Source organism: Microcoleus sp. Z1_A1 (assembly GCF_036700305.1).
Taxonomy (GTDB): domain Bacteria; phylum Cyanobacteriota; class Cyanobacteriia; order Cyanobacteriales; family Microcoleaceae; genus Microcoleus.
On the sequence record NZ_JAUBOR010000002.1, the window covers coordinates 184,369 to 199,246 of the forward strand.

General features: G+C 44.9%; 9 protein-coding genes and 1 tRNA gene. 3 read left to right on the top strand and 7 right to left on the bottom strand.

The annotated features are described in order from the left end of the window. Nucleotides 1–698: 698 nt before the first annotated feature. From QT973_RS01975 to QT973_RS01990, 4 genes are all read right to left on the bottom strand, one after another. On the bottom strand, nt 699–1,058 hold the full coding sequence (locus QT973_RS01975; protein ID WP_333231441.1) for an NIL domain-containing protein: 360 nt from the start codon (nt 1,056–1,058) through the stop codon (nt 699–701). A gap of 214 nt (nt 1,059–1,272) precedes the next feature. Further along, the gene (gene cysW / locus QT973_RS01980) at nt 1,273–2,151 is read right to left on the bottom strand and encodes a sulfate ABC transporter permease subunit CysW (RefSeq protein WP_333057939.1); all 879 of its coding nucleotides are present in this window, start codon (nt 2,149–2,151) and stop codon (nt 1,273–1,275) included. Then, nucleotides 2,141–3,001 (bottom strand): sulfate ABC transporter permease subunit CysT, encoded by an 861-nt coding sequence (gene cysT / locus QT973_RS01985; protein WP_333057938.1) that lies wholly within the window; start codon nt 2,999–3,001, stop codon nt 2,141–2,143. Before cysT ends, cysW begins: the two co-directional genes overlap by 11 nt. A 101-nt stretch (nt 3,002–3,102) precedes the next feature. Then, the gene (locus QT973_RS01990; RefSeq protein ID WP_333209814.1) at nt 3,103–4,248 is read right to left on the bottom strand and encodes a sulfate ABC transporter substrate-binding protein; all 1,146 of its coding nucleotides are present in this window, start codon (nt 4,246–4,248) and stop codon (nt 3,103–3,105) included. Between the two features lie 691 nt (nt 4,249–4,939). Here QT973_RS01990 and QT973_RS01995 point away from each other — a divergent pair. Both QT973_RS01995 and QT973_RS02000 read left to right on the top strand, forming a co-directional pair. Next, a complete protein-coding gene (locus QT973_RS01995; RefSeq protein WP_333259106.1) occupies nt 4,940–7,096 on the top strand; it encodes a WD40 domain-containing protein in 2,157 nt (718 codons plus the stop codon). A 338-nt stretch (nt 7,097–7,434) separates the two neighbouring features. Beyond that, nucleotides 7,435–7,507: transfer RNA gene (locus tag QT973_RS02000), tRNA-Thr, on the top strand. A gap of 493 nt (nt 7,508–8,000) precedes the next feature. Here the strand turns inward: QT973_RS02000 and QT973_RS02005 are convergent. Both QT973_RS02005 and QT973_RS02010 read right to left on the bottom strand, forming a co-directional pair. Next, nucleotides 8,001–9,914 carry an aminopeptidase P family protein gene (locus QT973_RS02005; RefSeq protein WP_333390460.1) on the bottom strand — a complete coding sequence of 638 codons (1,914 nt, stop codon included), beginning with the start codon at nt 9,912–9,914 and terminating at the stop codon, nt 8,001–8,003. Between the two features lie 16 nt (nt 9,915–9,930). Further along, the gene (locus QT973_RS02010) at nt 9,931–11,100 is read right to left on the bottom strand and encodes a pyridoxal phosphate-dependent aminotransferase (RefSeq protein ID WP_333056753.1); all 1,170 of its coding nucleotides are present in this window, start codon (nt 11,098–11,100) and stop codon (nt 9,931–9,933) included. Nucleotides 11,101–11,195: 95 nt separating this feature from the next. Between QT973_RS02010 and QT973_RS02015 the strand changes: the two genes are divergently transcribed. After that, on the top strand, nt 11,196–11,771 hold the full coding sequence (locus QT973_RS02015; protein WP_333056752.1) for a Uma2 family endonuclease: 576 nt from the start codon (nt 11,196–11,198) through the stop codon (nt 11,769–11,771). Between the two features lie 32 nt (nt 11,772–11,803). On the opposite strand, the gene QT973_RS02020 is transcribed toward QT973_RS02015, so the two are convergent. After that, nucleotides 11,804–14,866 carry an SMC family ATPase gene (locus tag QT973_RS02020; RefSeq protein ID WP_333056751.1) on the bottom strand — a complete coding sequence of 1,021 codons (3,063 nt, stop codon included), beginning with the start codon at nt 14,864–14,866 and terminating at the stop codon, nt 11,804–11,806. Nucleotides 14,867–14,878: the final 12 nt, after the last annotated feature.

Sequence of the window (14,878 nt, forward strand, 5' to 3'; positions counted from 1 at the left end):
TATTGATATGCCAGAGATGGAGAAAAAACCAGATTTTATAAAAATTGTCAATCCAATAGTTAATTGATGGCGATCGATATTTTTTAATCAAGAGTCATCAATCACGATTATTAGCTGTAAGCTGGTGTTATTTGGTAGTTGTTCCCTGCTGAATGATCGGTATGTGCGATCCGGGAGCATCTCACCTTTGCAGCCCAGCTATAAATTGGAGTTTTGAGGCAGGAGGCAGGAGGCAGGAGGCAGAAGGAAAGAGGAAGAAGGAAGGAGCCAGAAGAAGTATTTTTACAAATATGAGATGCTCCCTGCGATCCTCTTCTGCAAGCTTCGCTAACGAACAACCGCCATTAAATTGCTTTGTAGGGAGGAATGCAACAAGTCCTCTGAGTTTTATGAAGGCTTGCATTCCTCACTAGAACCTTGATAACGGTTATTTTACAGGAAGAGATAGGCTGACTCATGACTAACATTACTTGAGACTATTAGGCTCAATAAATCGGGTCGAAAAAAATATGCGTGTCAGTCCAGAATATTAGGAATGAGAATTAAATAACTTAGAATGCGTGATGGTTCTTGTGGGATGGGCGTCCCGCCCGTCCAGAAAGGGCGGGCGGGACGCCCATCCCACTTTCAAGAGTGTAAATTATTTAATTCGCGATCCTTAGCTGATCTTCCAGGTTGGTGCGTCCCAGACTCACTAATTACCAAGTTTCTTCATCGGGATAATTGGAATTGCTCCAGATTTCCACATCTAAATCATTGAGATACATCAGAGCCGTTTCAATCTGTTTACTTGTACCGTTAAGTTCCAGATCAAACCAACCGTCATCTAAAGTTTTGACACCCAACAAAGCGGCATTAAAATTTACCGTCAAACCGTATTCAGAAATCAGGTTAGAGATTACAGGTTCCTGATGGTATTCTTTAGGAACACGAATGCGAATGCGGGTTTGAGTTGGTCTGCTGTCGCCAATCTCAGATTTGGGAATATCTGATTCTTGGGTTTTGTGAAAATTGTCGATCGGCTCAAATTGAGATTCGCTAGTGTTGTGAGCTAACATTTGGGACTCCTAATTTTTGTTTCAGTTTACATTTTGTACCAATATCTTGTAGGGTGCGTTGCTGCGAGATTTTCGAGCTTCCCACTAGATTGTCGATAGCGCCGCACCTTACTAATGAGTGGTTTGAGGGATGAGGTTCACAGCGCGCACCCTAATGACTAATGACTAATGACTAATGACTGATGACTAATGACTGATGACTAATGACTAATGACTATTCTTCAACTTCTTTAATCCTAGTTTTTCGTTCTAAAATCTCCTTAAGCACGAGAGTAACAACTGCTAAAAGACCGAGAACTACCGCAGCCGAAAATGCGGCTTGCGTCGCGTACTGCTTGTAAGCATCCTCTACAAACAAAGGCAAAGTTTGTGTTTTTTTAGCAATATTTCCCGACACCACAGAGACGGCTCCAAATTCTCCCATTGCTCTAGCATTGGTCAAAATTACTCCGTAAAGCAATCCCCAGCGAATACTGGGAAGCGTGACATTCCAGAAAATTTGCCAGTCATTTGCTCCCAAAGTTTTCGCCGCCTCTTCTTGATCTGTTCCGACTTCTTCCAAAACAGGAATTACTTCGCGGGCCACAAAAGGCAAGGTAACAAAAGCAGTCGCTAGCACCATTCCAGGGAAGGCAAAAATAACCCTGATATTTGCCGCCTCCAGCCACGGCCCGAACCATCCCAGCCGACCGTAAAGCAGTACAATCATTAAACCTGCAACTACGGGAGAGATGGCAAAAGGCACGTCTAAAAGGCTGATTAATAGCGTGCGCCCCCGAAATTTGTTGCGGCCAATTACCCAGGCTGCACACAAACCGAATACTGTATTTATTGGCACAACTATCAGAGAAATTATCAGGGTTAGTTGCGCTGCGTGAAGAAAATCTGGTGAGGTTAAATTAGAAAAAAATGGCTCAAATCCCTTTCTGAAGGCTTGATAAAAAACGTTGAGAGTGGGGATAAATAAGACAAGAGCGAGATAGCCGATCGCAATTCCGATTAAAGTTGGTTTTACCCAAGCTTTTTCCTGGCTCCGACTAGAACCTGCGGGCGGACTTTTGTAACCAGCGGGTGAATTGATATTAGTCGTCATAGCGTCTTCTCCATGCTTGTAAGAGATTAATGGCGAACAACATTGCCAGGGAAATACCTAACATGACAGTGCCGATAACTGTTGCTCCTGCATAGTCGTACTGTTCCAATCTTTGAAAAATTAATACGGGCGCGATTAAATCTTTGAACGGTATGTTAGAAGCTACAATTACAGTAGAGCCGTACTCGCCTACCGCTCGCGAAAAGCCGAGTGCTACTCCGGTTAAAATAGACGGAAATAACGGCGGTAAAACTACTCGCCAGAAGGTTTCAAATTGAGAAGCACCTAAACACCAAGCTGCTTCTTCGATCTCTTTTTCCATCTCGTTTAAAACTGGCTGTACGGTTCTAACGATAAATGGCAAGGAAATAAATATCATTGCTATACCTACGCCTAAGCGAGTAAACGATATCTTGATTCCCAAAGGTGCAAAAAACCAACCAATCCAGCCGTTATCGCTGTAAACTGTGGCGAGGGTTAAACCGGCGACGGAGGTAGGGAGCGCAAAGGGTAAATCGACGATTGCATCTATAATCCGTTTTAAGGGAAAGTCGTAGCGGACTAATACCCAGGCAATTAATGTGCCGAAGACTCCGTTAATTAATGCCGCAATTAATGCCGTAAAGAAGGTGACATCGTAGGCGGAAAGGGCGATCGGACTGGTGGCAATTGCCCAAAATTCGGCGGGGTTTGCTGTGCTGGCTTTCAGCAGCAATGCTGCAACTGGGAGCAATAGCATTAAGCTGAGGTAGCCTAGGGTGATTCCCCAAGGTAATGTGATTTTGCCGATCGCCCTTTTGATATTTTCGATCGGAGATTGAGGGTTACTGATTGCAGATGATTCAGCCATAAGTGAATAGTTTTGAGTTGGAAAGAATAATTGCGATCGGGGGCTGGTTTTACCAAAAATAATTGCCTAAAACCAATCATCTGGTAAACCCGCCCCGGCCACTACTGTCTAATTGAACCTTGAATTTTGTCAAAAATAGCTCCGTCATCGAAGAATTTCTGCTGAATATCTCCCCAACCTCCTAAGTCTTGAGCTGTAAATAGGGTTTTGATGGGGGGATATTTTTGGGCAAATTCCGGTTCCGCCGCTACTGTCGCATCTACTGGGCGGAAGCCTGCTTTGGCAAATTCTCGCTGAGCTTCTGGGCTGTACAGAAATTTGACAAATGCTTCGGCGACTTCGCGATTACCGTGTTTATCAACGTTTTTATCGATAATGGCAATGGGATTGTCGATCGACACATTCACGTCTGGAATAGTGTAAGTCGGTTTTTCGCCTTTCTCACCAGCCAAAATAACCTCGTTTTCGTAATTAATTAAGGCGTCGCCTTGGCCTTGTTTGAAAAATACGTCGGTGGCTTCGCGGGCATCTTTAGTCAGGATGGGGACGTTTTTGTAGACTTTAGTAGTCAAGTCTAATGCTTTGGTTTCGTCTCCTCCGGTTTTAACAACCGAACCCCAAAGTGCGAGGAAATTCCAGCGGGCAACGCCTGATGTTTTGGGATCGGCAGTAATCACTTTTACTCCGTCTTTGCCTAAATCTTCCCAGGTTTTGACGCCTTTGGGATTGCCTTCGCGGGTGACTATTGCTGCTACGGATTTGCTGACTATGCCTTCGTTGGGGACTTCTTTTTCCCATCCAGGCTCAATTAGTCCGGCTTTTTCGATTCTTTGAGTGTCGAAGGCGAGGGCTAGGTGTACGATGTCTGCTTCTAAACCGTCAATTACGGCGCGAGTTTGGGAACCGGAACCGCCATAGCTTTGGTTGAAGGTGACGGTTTGGCCTTTTTCTTTTTTCCATTGTTCTACGAATTTGGGAATTATGGCTTCGTGGGCGACTTTGGTGACTGCGAAGGATACTAGGGTTAATTCTACGTTGCCTTTGTTGGCTGCTGGGGTAGCACCGCCTGGAGTGCCTGCGGGGTTGTTGGTGGTTCCCTGGCCGCAGGATGCAACGGCGAGACTTAAAGTTATTCCCACTAAAAATAGCGATACAAATCTTTTCATGGCAGTAAATGATTGATTTGTGCTGGCTGATGGCTGTTTTGGCCAGTGAAGGTGTTGAGTTAGGCGTTGCCACGGGCTCATTATATTTGTTCCTCTAGTGAATGTACGGTTATTAGGTCGGAATACCGTAATTAGGGTGGTGAAGTACGATTATAGACAAGAGCGAGTCAAAAGGCAACAAAAAAAACAAATTGGGGGAACTCAGGGTCGATCGCATATCCTGAAGTCTTTTCCGTCGGTGCTTTGGATTCAGATTCGGGGTAAAATGTAAAGTGTATAAATACTCTGATTGAGTTAAGGTGCTAAACTTGCGCGGCAGCACGATACGCCTTCTAGATACGTTGACAAGCGAATTTCTTCATGTGGTATCCGCCACGTGATTTATCCGTGGAATCAATCCAAAATCTAAAATCTAAAATCCTCAAGCCCCCGAATTTATCTCGCGCAAGTCAATCTAAAATCTAAAATCTAAAATCTAAAATCGAATGACCGATCGCCCAAATGTAGGGATCATGCCAAGATCCCACGCCCCATCGAGATATGCCTGAGCGAAAGCATCCAGGATACCCGCCACGTGATTCATCCGTCCAGAAATAAAAAACCTGTATCCGATAAACTTGCTCCCGAATTTATCCGTGGGGTCATGCTTCAATTCTAAAATCTAAAATCTAAAATCTAAAATCTAAAATCTAAAATCTAAAATCTAAAATCTAAAATCTAAAATCGATTGACTCGCGCGATCGTCCTTAAGTAAGAAAAAGTTTTAACTGGTATGTCCTTACCCCGCCCAGTCTCAGACACTCTAATTGAACTGTTGAAGCCTGTAGCCTCTGAATTGGGAGAAAGATTGGGAGCAAGCGCTGTCAACGAACGCTATGCAGAAATTGAGCCCTCTGGTTCTTCAGCTTTGAACCAGCAAATCAAAAAAGACCCCCGCTGGATTAAAGCACAAGTGAGATATTTGCAGCGGCAGCAGGCTAGAGAACAAGAATTAATCGCGATCGCCGGCGCAGAAGAAAGGGTAAAAGAAGAACGCGCTAATCGAATTAAGGCACAAGAAGTAAGAGATAAGCGGGCAATTAGCCGACTTTGCCGCGACTTAATGCGGGAATTTCAATCAGAAGCAATTCGAGTTAAGCTGAACGAAATTCAAACTATTTGGGACAGGGACAACTGGTTTTCTAATTTGAGCAGGCAGGAAACTGAACAGATTTTGCAGCAGCAACAGCACCGATTGCTGCTGTTAGTTGCTCCCGCAAAAATTAGCCAAGATTGCCCCGATTCGTTTCGCCACAATCTGAATATCGAGTTGCCGGCTAAGTTAAGAGCTTTTTTGAACCAGCACTACCCCCCGCACGGAGATTTGTGCCCGGTTCAGTTTTACGGAGACTATTTCAAAAAATCCATTTCTGATATTGATGTGGAGCGGTTGCAGACTGTGTTGTCTCCCGTACCGACAGCTATACTGTACAGCGATATCAGCGATTATGAAGTGAATTTTCATGTTGGTTTTTGGGGAGTCATCAATCAGAGCGTTTCTCTAGTAGCGATGCAGCCTTGGAATTGGGAAGAGGTTTATCAACAGTTGGAGGCAGAGGGAAAAGATAGAAAGCTGAGCCTGCGAATTATTCGGCAAATAATTGTGACTATTCACAAGTTATTGGCCGCTTTTTTAGCGGATTTGTATTATTTAAATATCGATTTTACTCACGAACCTCAGTTATTTACATTAGAGGCGGAATTTGCTCAGGAATGGTTTTCTAAAGATTGGGCAAAACCGTATATTGAAACTCTTAAAGAAATTCAGGAGCAGCAGCGAATAGTCTCTAAGGGAGAGATGCGGCGGCTGGCGCTGCGAGAGGCGAAAGCTAGGGCGGAACGCCAGCGTTTGGAGGAGGCTGAACTCAAACGCAGAGAGGAAGCTGAGGCTGCAGCTAAGCGGGTGAAGGAATTAGCTCACAAATTAAAACATCAGAAATGGCGGTGTGTATATACGCTGCCGGGACATTCATCGTTTGTGAATTCTCTGGCGATTAGCCCTGACGGCAAAATTTTGGCTAGCGGTAGTTGGGATAAAACTATTAAGATTTGGAATTTAGAAACAACGGAATTAATTGGCACTCTGACGGGACATTCCGATCGCGTAAATTCGGTTGCTATTAGCTATGACGGAAAAATGTTGGTCAGCGGCAGTTCGGACGAAACAATTAAGTTTTGGAATTTGCACAATGGTGATTTGCTGTGTACTTTTCCGGGACATTCTATGGAGGTGAATTCGGTGGCGATTAACCCGAAGGGCCTGGTAATTGCTAGCTGCGGCGGGGCTGATAATACGATTAAGCTGTGGAATTTGCGGAGTGGTGAGTTGCTGCGGACTTTGAGGGGTCATTCTGATAATGTGAATGCGGTGGTTTTTAGCCCGGACGGTAAAATATTGGCGAGTGGCAGTTCGGATGCGACGAGCAAGGTTTGGGATGTGGAAAGTGGTAAGTTGCTGCGGACTCTTTCGGGGTTGAATGTTGGGGTGAATTCTGTGGCGATCGCGCCGGATGGTCAGATTCTTGCTAGCGTCAGCAATGATTATACGATTAAGCTGCGAAATTTGCAGACGGGCAGTTTGTTGCGGATTTTAAATACTAATTCTGGGAGGGGAAACGGTGTAACGAATTTAGGAACGAATGAGGCGCTGCATATTTTGCAGAATTATGTGAGTCGGGGCGAGTCGGTTGCTATCAGTGGGGACGGTTTGACTTTGGCTAGCGGGTGCGATGATAATACGATTAATATTTGGAATTTGCAGACGGGGGAGTTGTTGACCAGTCTTAAGGGACATTCGGGTACGGTGTACTCGGTGGCGATCGCACCTTCGGGCAATTTGCTAGCCAGCGGGAGTGCGGATCGGACGATTAAGATTTGGCGCTGCGATTAGTTAGGATCGCGAATTAAATAACTTACAATTTTAATTGTTATTGTGGGATGGGCGTCCCGCCCATCCCACAATCTTGTGGAAGTTATATCGTTTCCGGTTGTATCGGAATGATTTAACCGCAGAGGGCGCAGAGAACGCAGAGGGAGAGAATACAGAGAGGAATAATTCCGATGCTACCGGATTTGATATTATTTAATTCTCATTCCTTAATTGGCAGTCGGGTGTGGGCAGACTATTCCGGTTTTACCCTTACGGGGAGGGGTTTTGAGCGAATTTGAAAAAAAATTGGCTGGGGGGGTTGCGCTAATGACTATAAGTTTGCTATATTAAGTTTCACTGCTGGTGTAACTCAGTTGGTAGAGTAGCTGATTTGTAATCAGCCTGTCGCAGGTTCAAATCCTGTCACCAGCTTTACTCTAAATTCTCTAAATGTTTGTATCTTAAATCCCCGACTTCTTGGAGAAGTCGGGGATTTTGGTATTCTGTTTTTTAAGAAATCAGGAGACTGCACGTGCTGTTTCCCTACAATATTACAATATTATTTTGGGGTAGGGACACCGCACTGTGCCCAAGGCGTGTCAACTTAAGCTGTCAGCCAGCCCAGCCCGTTAGTCAGCCCGCGAGTCCGCCAGGGAATGAATTCCCTGTCTAATAGCGAAAGTCCTCTTAAGAGGACTAAGCTGTTCTGCATTTAAATTGTCTGTCAAAAAACAATCTAACTCTTGTGGGGAGTAGGGGTTGGGCGTCCCGCCCGCCCTGAATATGCAATTTAAAGGCGCGACAGCTTAATGAGTTCTTCAGTCCTCTTAAGAGGACTTTCGCTTTGAGACAGGGGTTTCAACCCCTGTCGGACTTTCGGGCTGACCTTAAGTTGACATCTATGAGCATTGCAGTGTCCTCGGTATCATTCCGGTGCAACCGGAATTGATATCACACAGGGTGCGGCGGCTTTTTTCAACCATTCAATTGTTGCTGCATCAAGTACGGGTTCCAGTTTCTCGACTACAGCAGCATGATAATTATTCAACCATGCTAGTTGAGTCTGTGACAGCCGATCGACATTTATTAATTTGCGCTCAAACGGAATATACGTCAGCGTTTCAAATCCGTACCAAACAGTACCATTTTTGGATGGCATTTCCCTGACAACATAGAGATTTTCGATACGAATTCCGCCCCATCCCGGTTCGTAATATCCCGGTTCGATGCTAGTTACCATCCCGGCTTCCAGGGGATACTGCACAGATTTACTGATGCCGTTTGGCCCTTCGTGACCGGCTAAAAACGCGCCGACTCCGTGCCCTGTACCGTGTCCGTAGTCTAGCTGTTGTTGCCATAATACCGCACGGGCGATCGCATCTAATTGCGCTCCCGTTGTTCCTTTGGGGAATTGCTGCATTGCACAGTTGATGTGCGCGATTAAGACTGTTGTGTAGTGTTCTATTTGTAGCGCCGTCGGTTCTCCGATACTTACTGTTCTCGTATCGTCGGTTGTACCTGCTAAATATTGCGCGCCTGAGTCAAGCAGCAGCAGTTCTCCCGGTTTTAACGTTATTTCAGGGCTGGGGGTTCCGTAATGTACGATCGAGCTATTGGCTCCCGCACCGGCGATCGTTCTAAAAGTTAAAGTCTGAAAATCTGTTTCTTGCTGGTAAAAATGTTCGATGCTTTCTTTGACATCAAACTCGGTAACTACCTTACCATTTTCTAGCTGTTCTGTCAACCACTTTAAAGCCAAAGTTTTCGCTCGACTTGCTTTGAAATTGGCTGATTTCATCTGCTCAATTTCTACGGGATTTTTGCGAGCTTTCATCCCTTCTACCGGATGTGCCTTAAAAACTATTTCGATGTTGTAAAACTGCGCTTCTTGATGGTTTAATATTAACTGGTACGTGCCTGCTGTGCTGTGTTTTGGGTCTAAAAGTACCCGAACTTTATGTGGCAAATTTACGCAAGTTTCTAATGTATGCGGATAGTCTGCGTAGGGAAGCAAAGTTACATCCGCCCGCAATTCTTGCTTTATTTCTAGTGAAATTCGTTCGGGATTTGTAAATAAAAACGCTGAATCTGTGGTGACAATGGCATAGGATATAAAAATGGGAATGTGGGGGATATCCGAGCCTCGGAGATTGAACAGCCACGCTATTTGATTCAGGTTGGTAATCGGAAGCACATCAATGTTGGCTTTGTGCATCGCTTCCCTGACTCTGGCTAATTTTTCGGCGGCGGTTTCTCCTGTCAGGGATACAGGTAAGCTAAATATGGGTTCTGCATCAATCGCGGGTAAAGTCTCTGTTGTTTGCCAAGGAGTTTGCGATCGCACTTTGTCTGTCAAATTCTCCCGGATTGGTATGAGCTCAATCTCCGCCGTTGCAAATTTTTTCACCCAATTTTGATATTGCTCTGTCGCTACGGTAAACGGGTCAAAACCCAGGCGAATTTTCCTTGATTTTTCTGCCGATTCTACAGCCAGTTTTTCTAAAGTTTCAATTAAGGTTAAATTTCCTTCTAACCCGAGTTTCGATATTTGAATAATTCCAGTATCGACTTGCAATTCGGCTTGTTCGTAATAGCGGGAGTCCACAAACAACCAAGCGGAATCTTTGCCAACCAACAAATCGCCAGCGGAACCCGTAAAACCGCACATCCAAGCCCGCCGCTGCTTCGCTGCTGGAACTGATAAATTTAAGTGTTCGTCAACCGCTGGGATGTAATAGCAATCTAATTCATAATCTGCCATCAAATCGCGCAAGTCTGCCAGTCTTGCAGCGGAGGTATCTTGGATATTTGTATTTGCTTTCAAGTTCGTGGCAACCATTTTGAAATTTCCTATTTTACTTGTTTAAAATTGTCTTCAAACCTTTAACTAATCTCCTAATACCTGCGGTGGCGGTTGCTTTCTCCAAAGCACCGTAAGCAACGCGCAAATAGCAGCCGTTATCCATGCCGAAAGTTGTACCGGGAAGCACTGCTACGCGATATTCGCGAATTAATTGTTCTACTAATTCCATTGTATCGAGTTCAGTATCAACTTTCAAGAAAAAGTAGAAAGCTCCAGCGGCTGGGGAAATTGTACACAAGTTTTGGATAGTATTGAGTTCGTCTAATACGAGTTGGCGCACGGATGCGATCGCCCTTACATAATTATCGCAGTAACCTCTACCAACTTGCAAGGCTCCCAGGGCTGCATACTGAGAAATTACGGGCGGACAAATTAAGATGGTATCTTGAATCTTTCTCACAGAAACGAGCAAGTGTTCTGGTATTACCATATACCCGATCCGCCAACTCGCAAAACCGTAGGCTTTGGAGAGGCTAAACAGAGAAATTGTATGTTCGCTGCTGTTGGGAAAAGCGGCGGGCGAACAGTGTCTGACGCCGTTATAAGTAAAATATTCGTAGGCTTCGTCGCTGATGTGATATATGTTGTGCTGGCGACAAATTTCGTTCACTTCCCGAAGTGCTTCGGCTGAATAAACAACACCAGTAGGATTATTTGGTGAAATGGTAACTATGGCTCGCGTTTTGTCAGTAATTGCTTTTTTTATAGCATCGATATTAAGTTGATAGTTTGCGTCGGTTTCTACTATTACTGGTCGGCAATTTGCCATAATTGCCGCCATTTCGTGGTTAAAGTAATAAGGTGATTGGATAATAACTTCGTCCCCCGCCGAAGTAATAGCGAGAATGGCGTTGGTAAATCCCATGTTGCTGCCGGCGGTAACGACAATGCAGTTGTTGCTATTAATTTCTATGTCGTTATCTGTTTGGAGTTTGGCTGCGATTGCATCCTGTAATTGTGGAATACCTTCGACGGCTTTGTATTTGTGATTGTCGGGATTTGCGAAGAATTCGGGGATTTTGTCAAATGATTCTTGTGGCGGATTGTAGTAAACTACACCTTGTCCTAAAGATATCGTTCCGGGATTTTGGCGAATCAGTTCGCCAACTACGGGAATTATGGGCGACTGTACCGATTGCATTCGAGTGGGGTAATTTTTCATATAATATTTGTTTCTTGGGGGTTTGACTAAATTATAGATTGAAAATAGCGATCGTGCTAAAATGAAATATCAGCTCATAACAGGAGAAAGTTCCTATGTCAACGATGACTGTCAAAGATGTTGAGCAAGTTCAAACCGCTTTTTCCGAAGCTGGTTTAGATTACCAAATTGAACTAGAAGACGGGAGACTTTCAATTATGGGCCCATCTGACATCGTATCCAGTGAAATCAGCAGCCGTCTCATTGCCTTTCTTTTCGCTTGGGTAAATCCCCGCCGTCTCGGACGAGTTTTTGACTCCGCAGGCGGCTTTATTATGCCAGATACTAACGTCAAAGCGCCCGATGTTTCCTTTGTGCGCGCCGCACGATTGCGCCAAAGTCCGCGTTATTTTGGACAGTTGGTTCCCGATTTGGTGGTAGAGATTAAGTCTCAAAGCGATCGCACGCAGCCTATCGAAACCAAGGTTTTGAAGTTTGTTGAGCTCGGAGCGATTGTCGGAATTGCGATCGATCCTGATGCAGAAACAGTGAAGATTTATCGAGCGGCTGGCGAACCACAAATTTTACAAAATGGCGATATCTTAACATTACCAGAACTTTTCCCCGGTTGGGAATTGCCCGTTTCAGAATTGTGGCCTCCTATCTTTACAGAAGAAGAAACACAATTCTAGAAAAACTACCATATATCGCAAAAAGTAGAGACTTAGACTCTTTCAACTTCTATTTTAGAACCTTGGGGGGATTTAGACACTTTAACTTGTGCTGGCAATCTTTCGCCCAATTCTCGAACGTGGGTAATCACTCCAATCAGCCTGTCTCGCTGCCGCAAAGATTCTAAAATTTGAGTAACGCTTTCGAGAGTTTCCGTATCTAAAGTACCAAATCCTTCATCGAGAAACAAGCTGCCCAAGTGAGTTCCTTGAGACAGTTTTTCTGACAAAGCTAAAGCCATTGATAAGGAAGTTGCAAAGGTTTCGCCACCGGAAAGGGTTCGCACTCGTCTAGCTTCGCCGCCGTTCCAATTATCTGTTACCCAGTATTCGCCGTCTTGGTTTTTTAGTTTGTAGCGATTTTCGGTTAATTCTTGCAAAATTAAGGTGGCGCTGCCGACTAATTCTGCTTCTAAATGTTCTAAAATGTACGATTGAAATTCGTTGGATTTGAGATTCTGCGCTAAGGTGTGATAAGTTTGCTCTTGTTCTGTGAAGTTTGTGATTTGCTGTGACAGTCTTTCGGCTTGTTCGAGATTTTGGGCTGCTACTTGAATCCAAGCTAAAAGTTCGGCGCGGTTGTTGTTGGCTTGTTTGAGGTTTTCTTGGGCGGTATGTTTTGCCGTTAGCGCAGCCCTCGGAGAGGATCGCACTTGTGCTAAAGTATTTTCATCGGTAGTTCTGCCTGCGATCGCCTCGCTCAAATCTTTCGCCCGCGTCTCTAACTGAATTTTTGATTCGCGGTGAGAGCGAATAACATTTTCCCATTCTGATTGTTCCTTAACTGTCGCAACCGCTGCTAAAAAAGTATCTTCTGTGAAATCAGCCGCTGTTAATTTTGCTGACCAATCCAGATTTAGCTGCTGTTTCTGGGCTTGGGCTTGCCCAAAAGCTTCTCCAGCTTGTTGCTCTCTCTCTGCTGCTTGAATAACCTTATTTTGAGCAGTTTGATAGGATTTTTCGGCAACTTTCAGCAGATTTGCCAAGTCTTGCTTGTCTTGCTCTAAGACTTTTGCTAAATTAGCATAAGGTTGATATTCGGTAATTTGATAAAGCGCATTTACACAACTTTGGAACTGTTGCTGGCGGCGGTCTGATTCGGCGATCGCATCTTGATATTCCTGCTGTTTAGCTGCTTGAGTCGCCACCGCCAAATTAAATCTTTCCTGAAAATTATCATATTCCAATGATGCCAGTTGGAACTGCTGTTCGGTTTCCCGGTATTGGCGATCGCTCTCTTTAAGGATTGCCAACTCCTGCTGCAACCCCAAGCTTTCCCACTGAGGATTTTCCAGAACTTGAGTGATTTGCTGCTGCAATTCTGCAACTCTATTCGCAGTTAATTCCAGCATTTGAGCAATTTCCGACTCTTTTTGCTGGCAAGCTGAAGCTGTACTTTTTGCCTCAGCAGCCAACCTTTGAGCATCTTGAAAAAGCTGATTTGCCCCCGCCAATTTCTGCCGCAAATCAGCGACATCGACAATATTAGAATCTGGCAAAGGAGGGAGCCGATCGCTCTCAGGATGCACCCCCCCGCACACCGGGCAAGTATCGCCAGAATTCAGCGACATTCTGACAGCAGCAACACTCTCTAAACGTGCCGCTTCCGCATTAGCGGTTTGGGCCGCTTCTAACTCGCGATCGCACTCTTTTAGCCTGAGTTCAATGGCTTCTAAATTAGTGGTAGCCTTCACATAATTTTGTTGAGCTTTTTCCCGATCTGCCAGAGATTTATCCAACTGTTCTTGCTGAGTCTTTTGCTGCTTGGTAATTAGCTGCAATTCCATCAATAAGGGTGAAATTTGCTGCAATTGCTCTAAACGCTTTCCTCCCGGCGCATACTGTTCGAGTTGTGCCGCTGCTTGAGTAACTCGAAAACCAGCGCCTTGAATTTTAGTGTTAGCAGCTTGCAGGTCTTTATCTGCTGCCATAAAAAAGCGCAGTTTTTCCTGTTGAATTTTTTGGGCAAGCGCAACTTCTTTTTCTAATTGAGCGCGCTGTTCTTCATATACTTTAGCAGCAGCTAGAGCATCTTCGCGAGCCTTAATTTGTGGCGCTAGCACCTCTTCTTTGGCTTTGGCCGCGTCAAGTTGCTGCTGCTCTACTGCCAGCTCAGAGCGAGCTTTAATTAACTGCTTTCGCGCGGCCACGGAGGCACTTTCGGCAGTTTCATACTGACGGCGAGCCGATCGCACTAAAGCCCAATCTCCCTGTAAATGATTGGCAGCTTGCGCTCTTTCTAAACGCTGTGCTAAAATTGCAACCTCAGCAGAATTAGCATTTAATTTAGCCAGTTGTTGTTGTAACTCTTGCCAGCGAGCGATTTGCGAAAATAGCTGTTCCTCTTCATCTAGAGCCTTCTGAGCTTTCATAACAGCGCGATCGAACTCAGGCAACTGTTGCTCTAAAATCAAAAGTTGCGATCGTCTTTGATCCACCTCATCCGCCGTCGGCGCACTCAAATCCGCTAGCTGCCTTTCCACCATTTCCCGTTCCTGTTTCAGCAACTTTGCGAGTTCATTTGTTTCCTTCCGCATCTGCTCAAAAATCTCAAATCCTGCTAGCTGCCGCAAAATTTCCCGGCGTTTTGAAGTATCCCCTTTAATAAACTCATCAAACTTGCCTTGAGGCAGAACAATTGCGCGCGTAAAAGTATCAAAATCCATTCCTAAAATCTGTTCAATGGTATTTTGAACAGCAACGATACTCGTCCCCAAAGTTTCCCATTGGCCATTTTGCCAGTTGTCCAAAATCACCTTATTTTCGGGAGATTTCGGACGGAAACGCCACCGTCTCGTCACCCGGTACTGTGCCGAACCCACAGCAAAACGCAACTGCACTTTTAAATTTTCGCTACCTTGGCTCGCCAAATCACTTACTTGTTTGCCGCTGCGAGTAGTAGTGCCAAAAAGAGCGTAAGTCATGGCATCTAGCAGTGAAGATTTGCCCGCACCTGTAGCACCAGTAATGGCAAACAAATCGAGTTGAGAAAAATCTAAACGCTGTTCGCGGTGGAAGCTGGTAAATCCTTCGAGAATAAGTTCGAGTGGACGCATACTGATTTTAGA

Bases quoted from the DNA above. Each gene is read 5' to 3' on its own strand.
- QT973_RS01975 (WP_333231441.1), bottom strand. From the start codon at position 1,058: ATGTTAGCTCACAACACTAGCGAATCTCAATTTGAGCCGATCGACAAT.
- cysW (WP_333057939.1), bottom strand. From the start codon at position 2,151: ATGACGACTAATATCAATTCACCCGCTGGTTACAAAAGTCCGCCCGCA.
- cysT (WP_333057938.1), bottom strand. From the start codon at position 3,001: ATGGCTGAATCATCTGCAATCAGTAACCCTCAATCTCCGATCGAAAAT.
- QT973_RS01990 (WP_333209814.1), bottom strand. From the start codon at position 4,248: ATGAGCCCGTGGCAACGCCTAACTCAACACCTTCACTGGCCAAAACAG.
- QT973_RS01995 (WP_333259106.1), top strand. From the start codon at position 4,940: ATGTCCTTACCCCGCCCAGTCTCAGACACTCTAATTGAACTGTTGAAG.
- QT973_RS02005 (WP_333390460.1), bottom strand. From the start codon at position 9,914: ATGGTTGCCACGAACTTGAAAGCAAATACAAATATCCAAGATACCTCC.
- QT973_RS02010 (WP_333056753.1), bottom strand. From the start codon at position 11,100: ATGAAAAATTACCCCACTCGAATGCAATCGGTACAGTCGCCCATAATT.
- QT973_RS02015 (WP_333056752.1), top strand. From the start codon at position 11,196: ATGTCAACGATGACTGTCAAAGATGTTGAGCAAGTTCAAACCGCTTTT.
- QT973_RS02020 (WP_333056751.1), bottom strand. From the start codon at position 14,866: ATGCGTCCACTCGAACTTATTCTCGAAGGATTTACCAGCTTCCACCGC.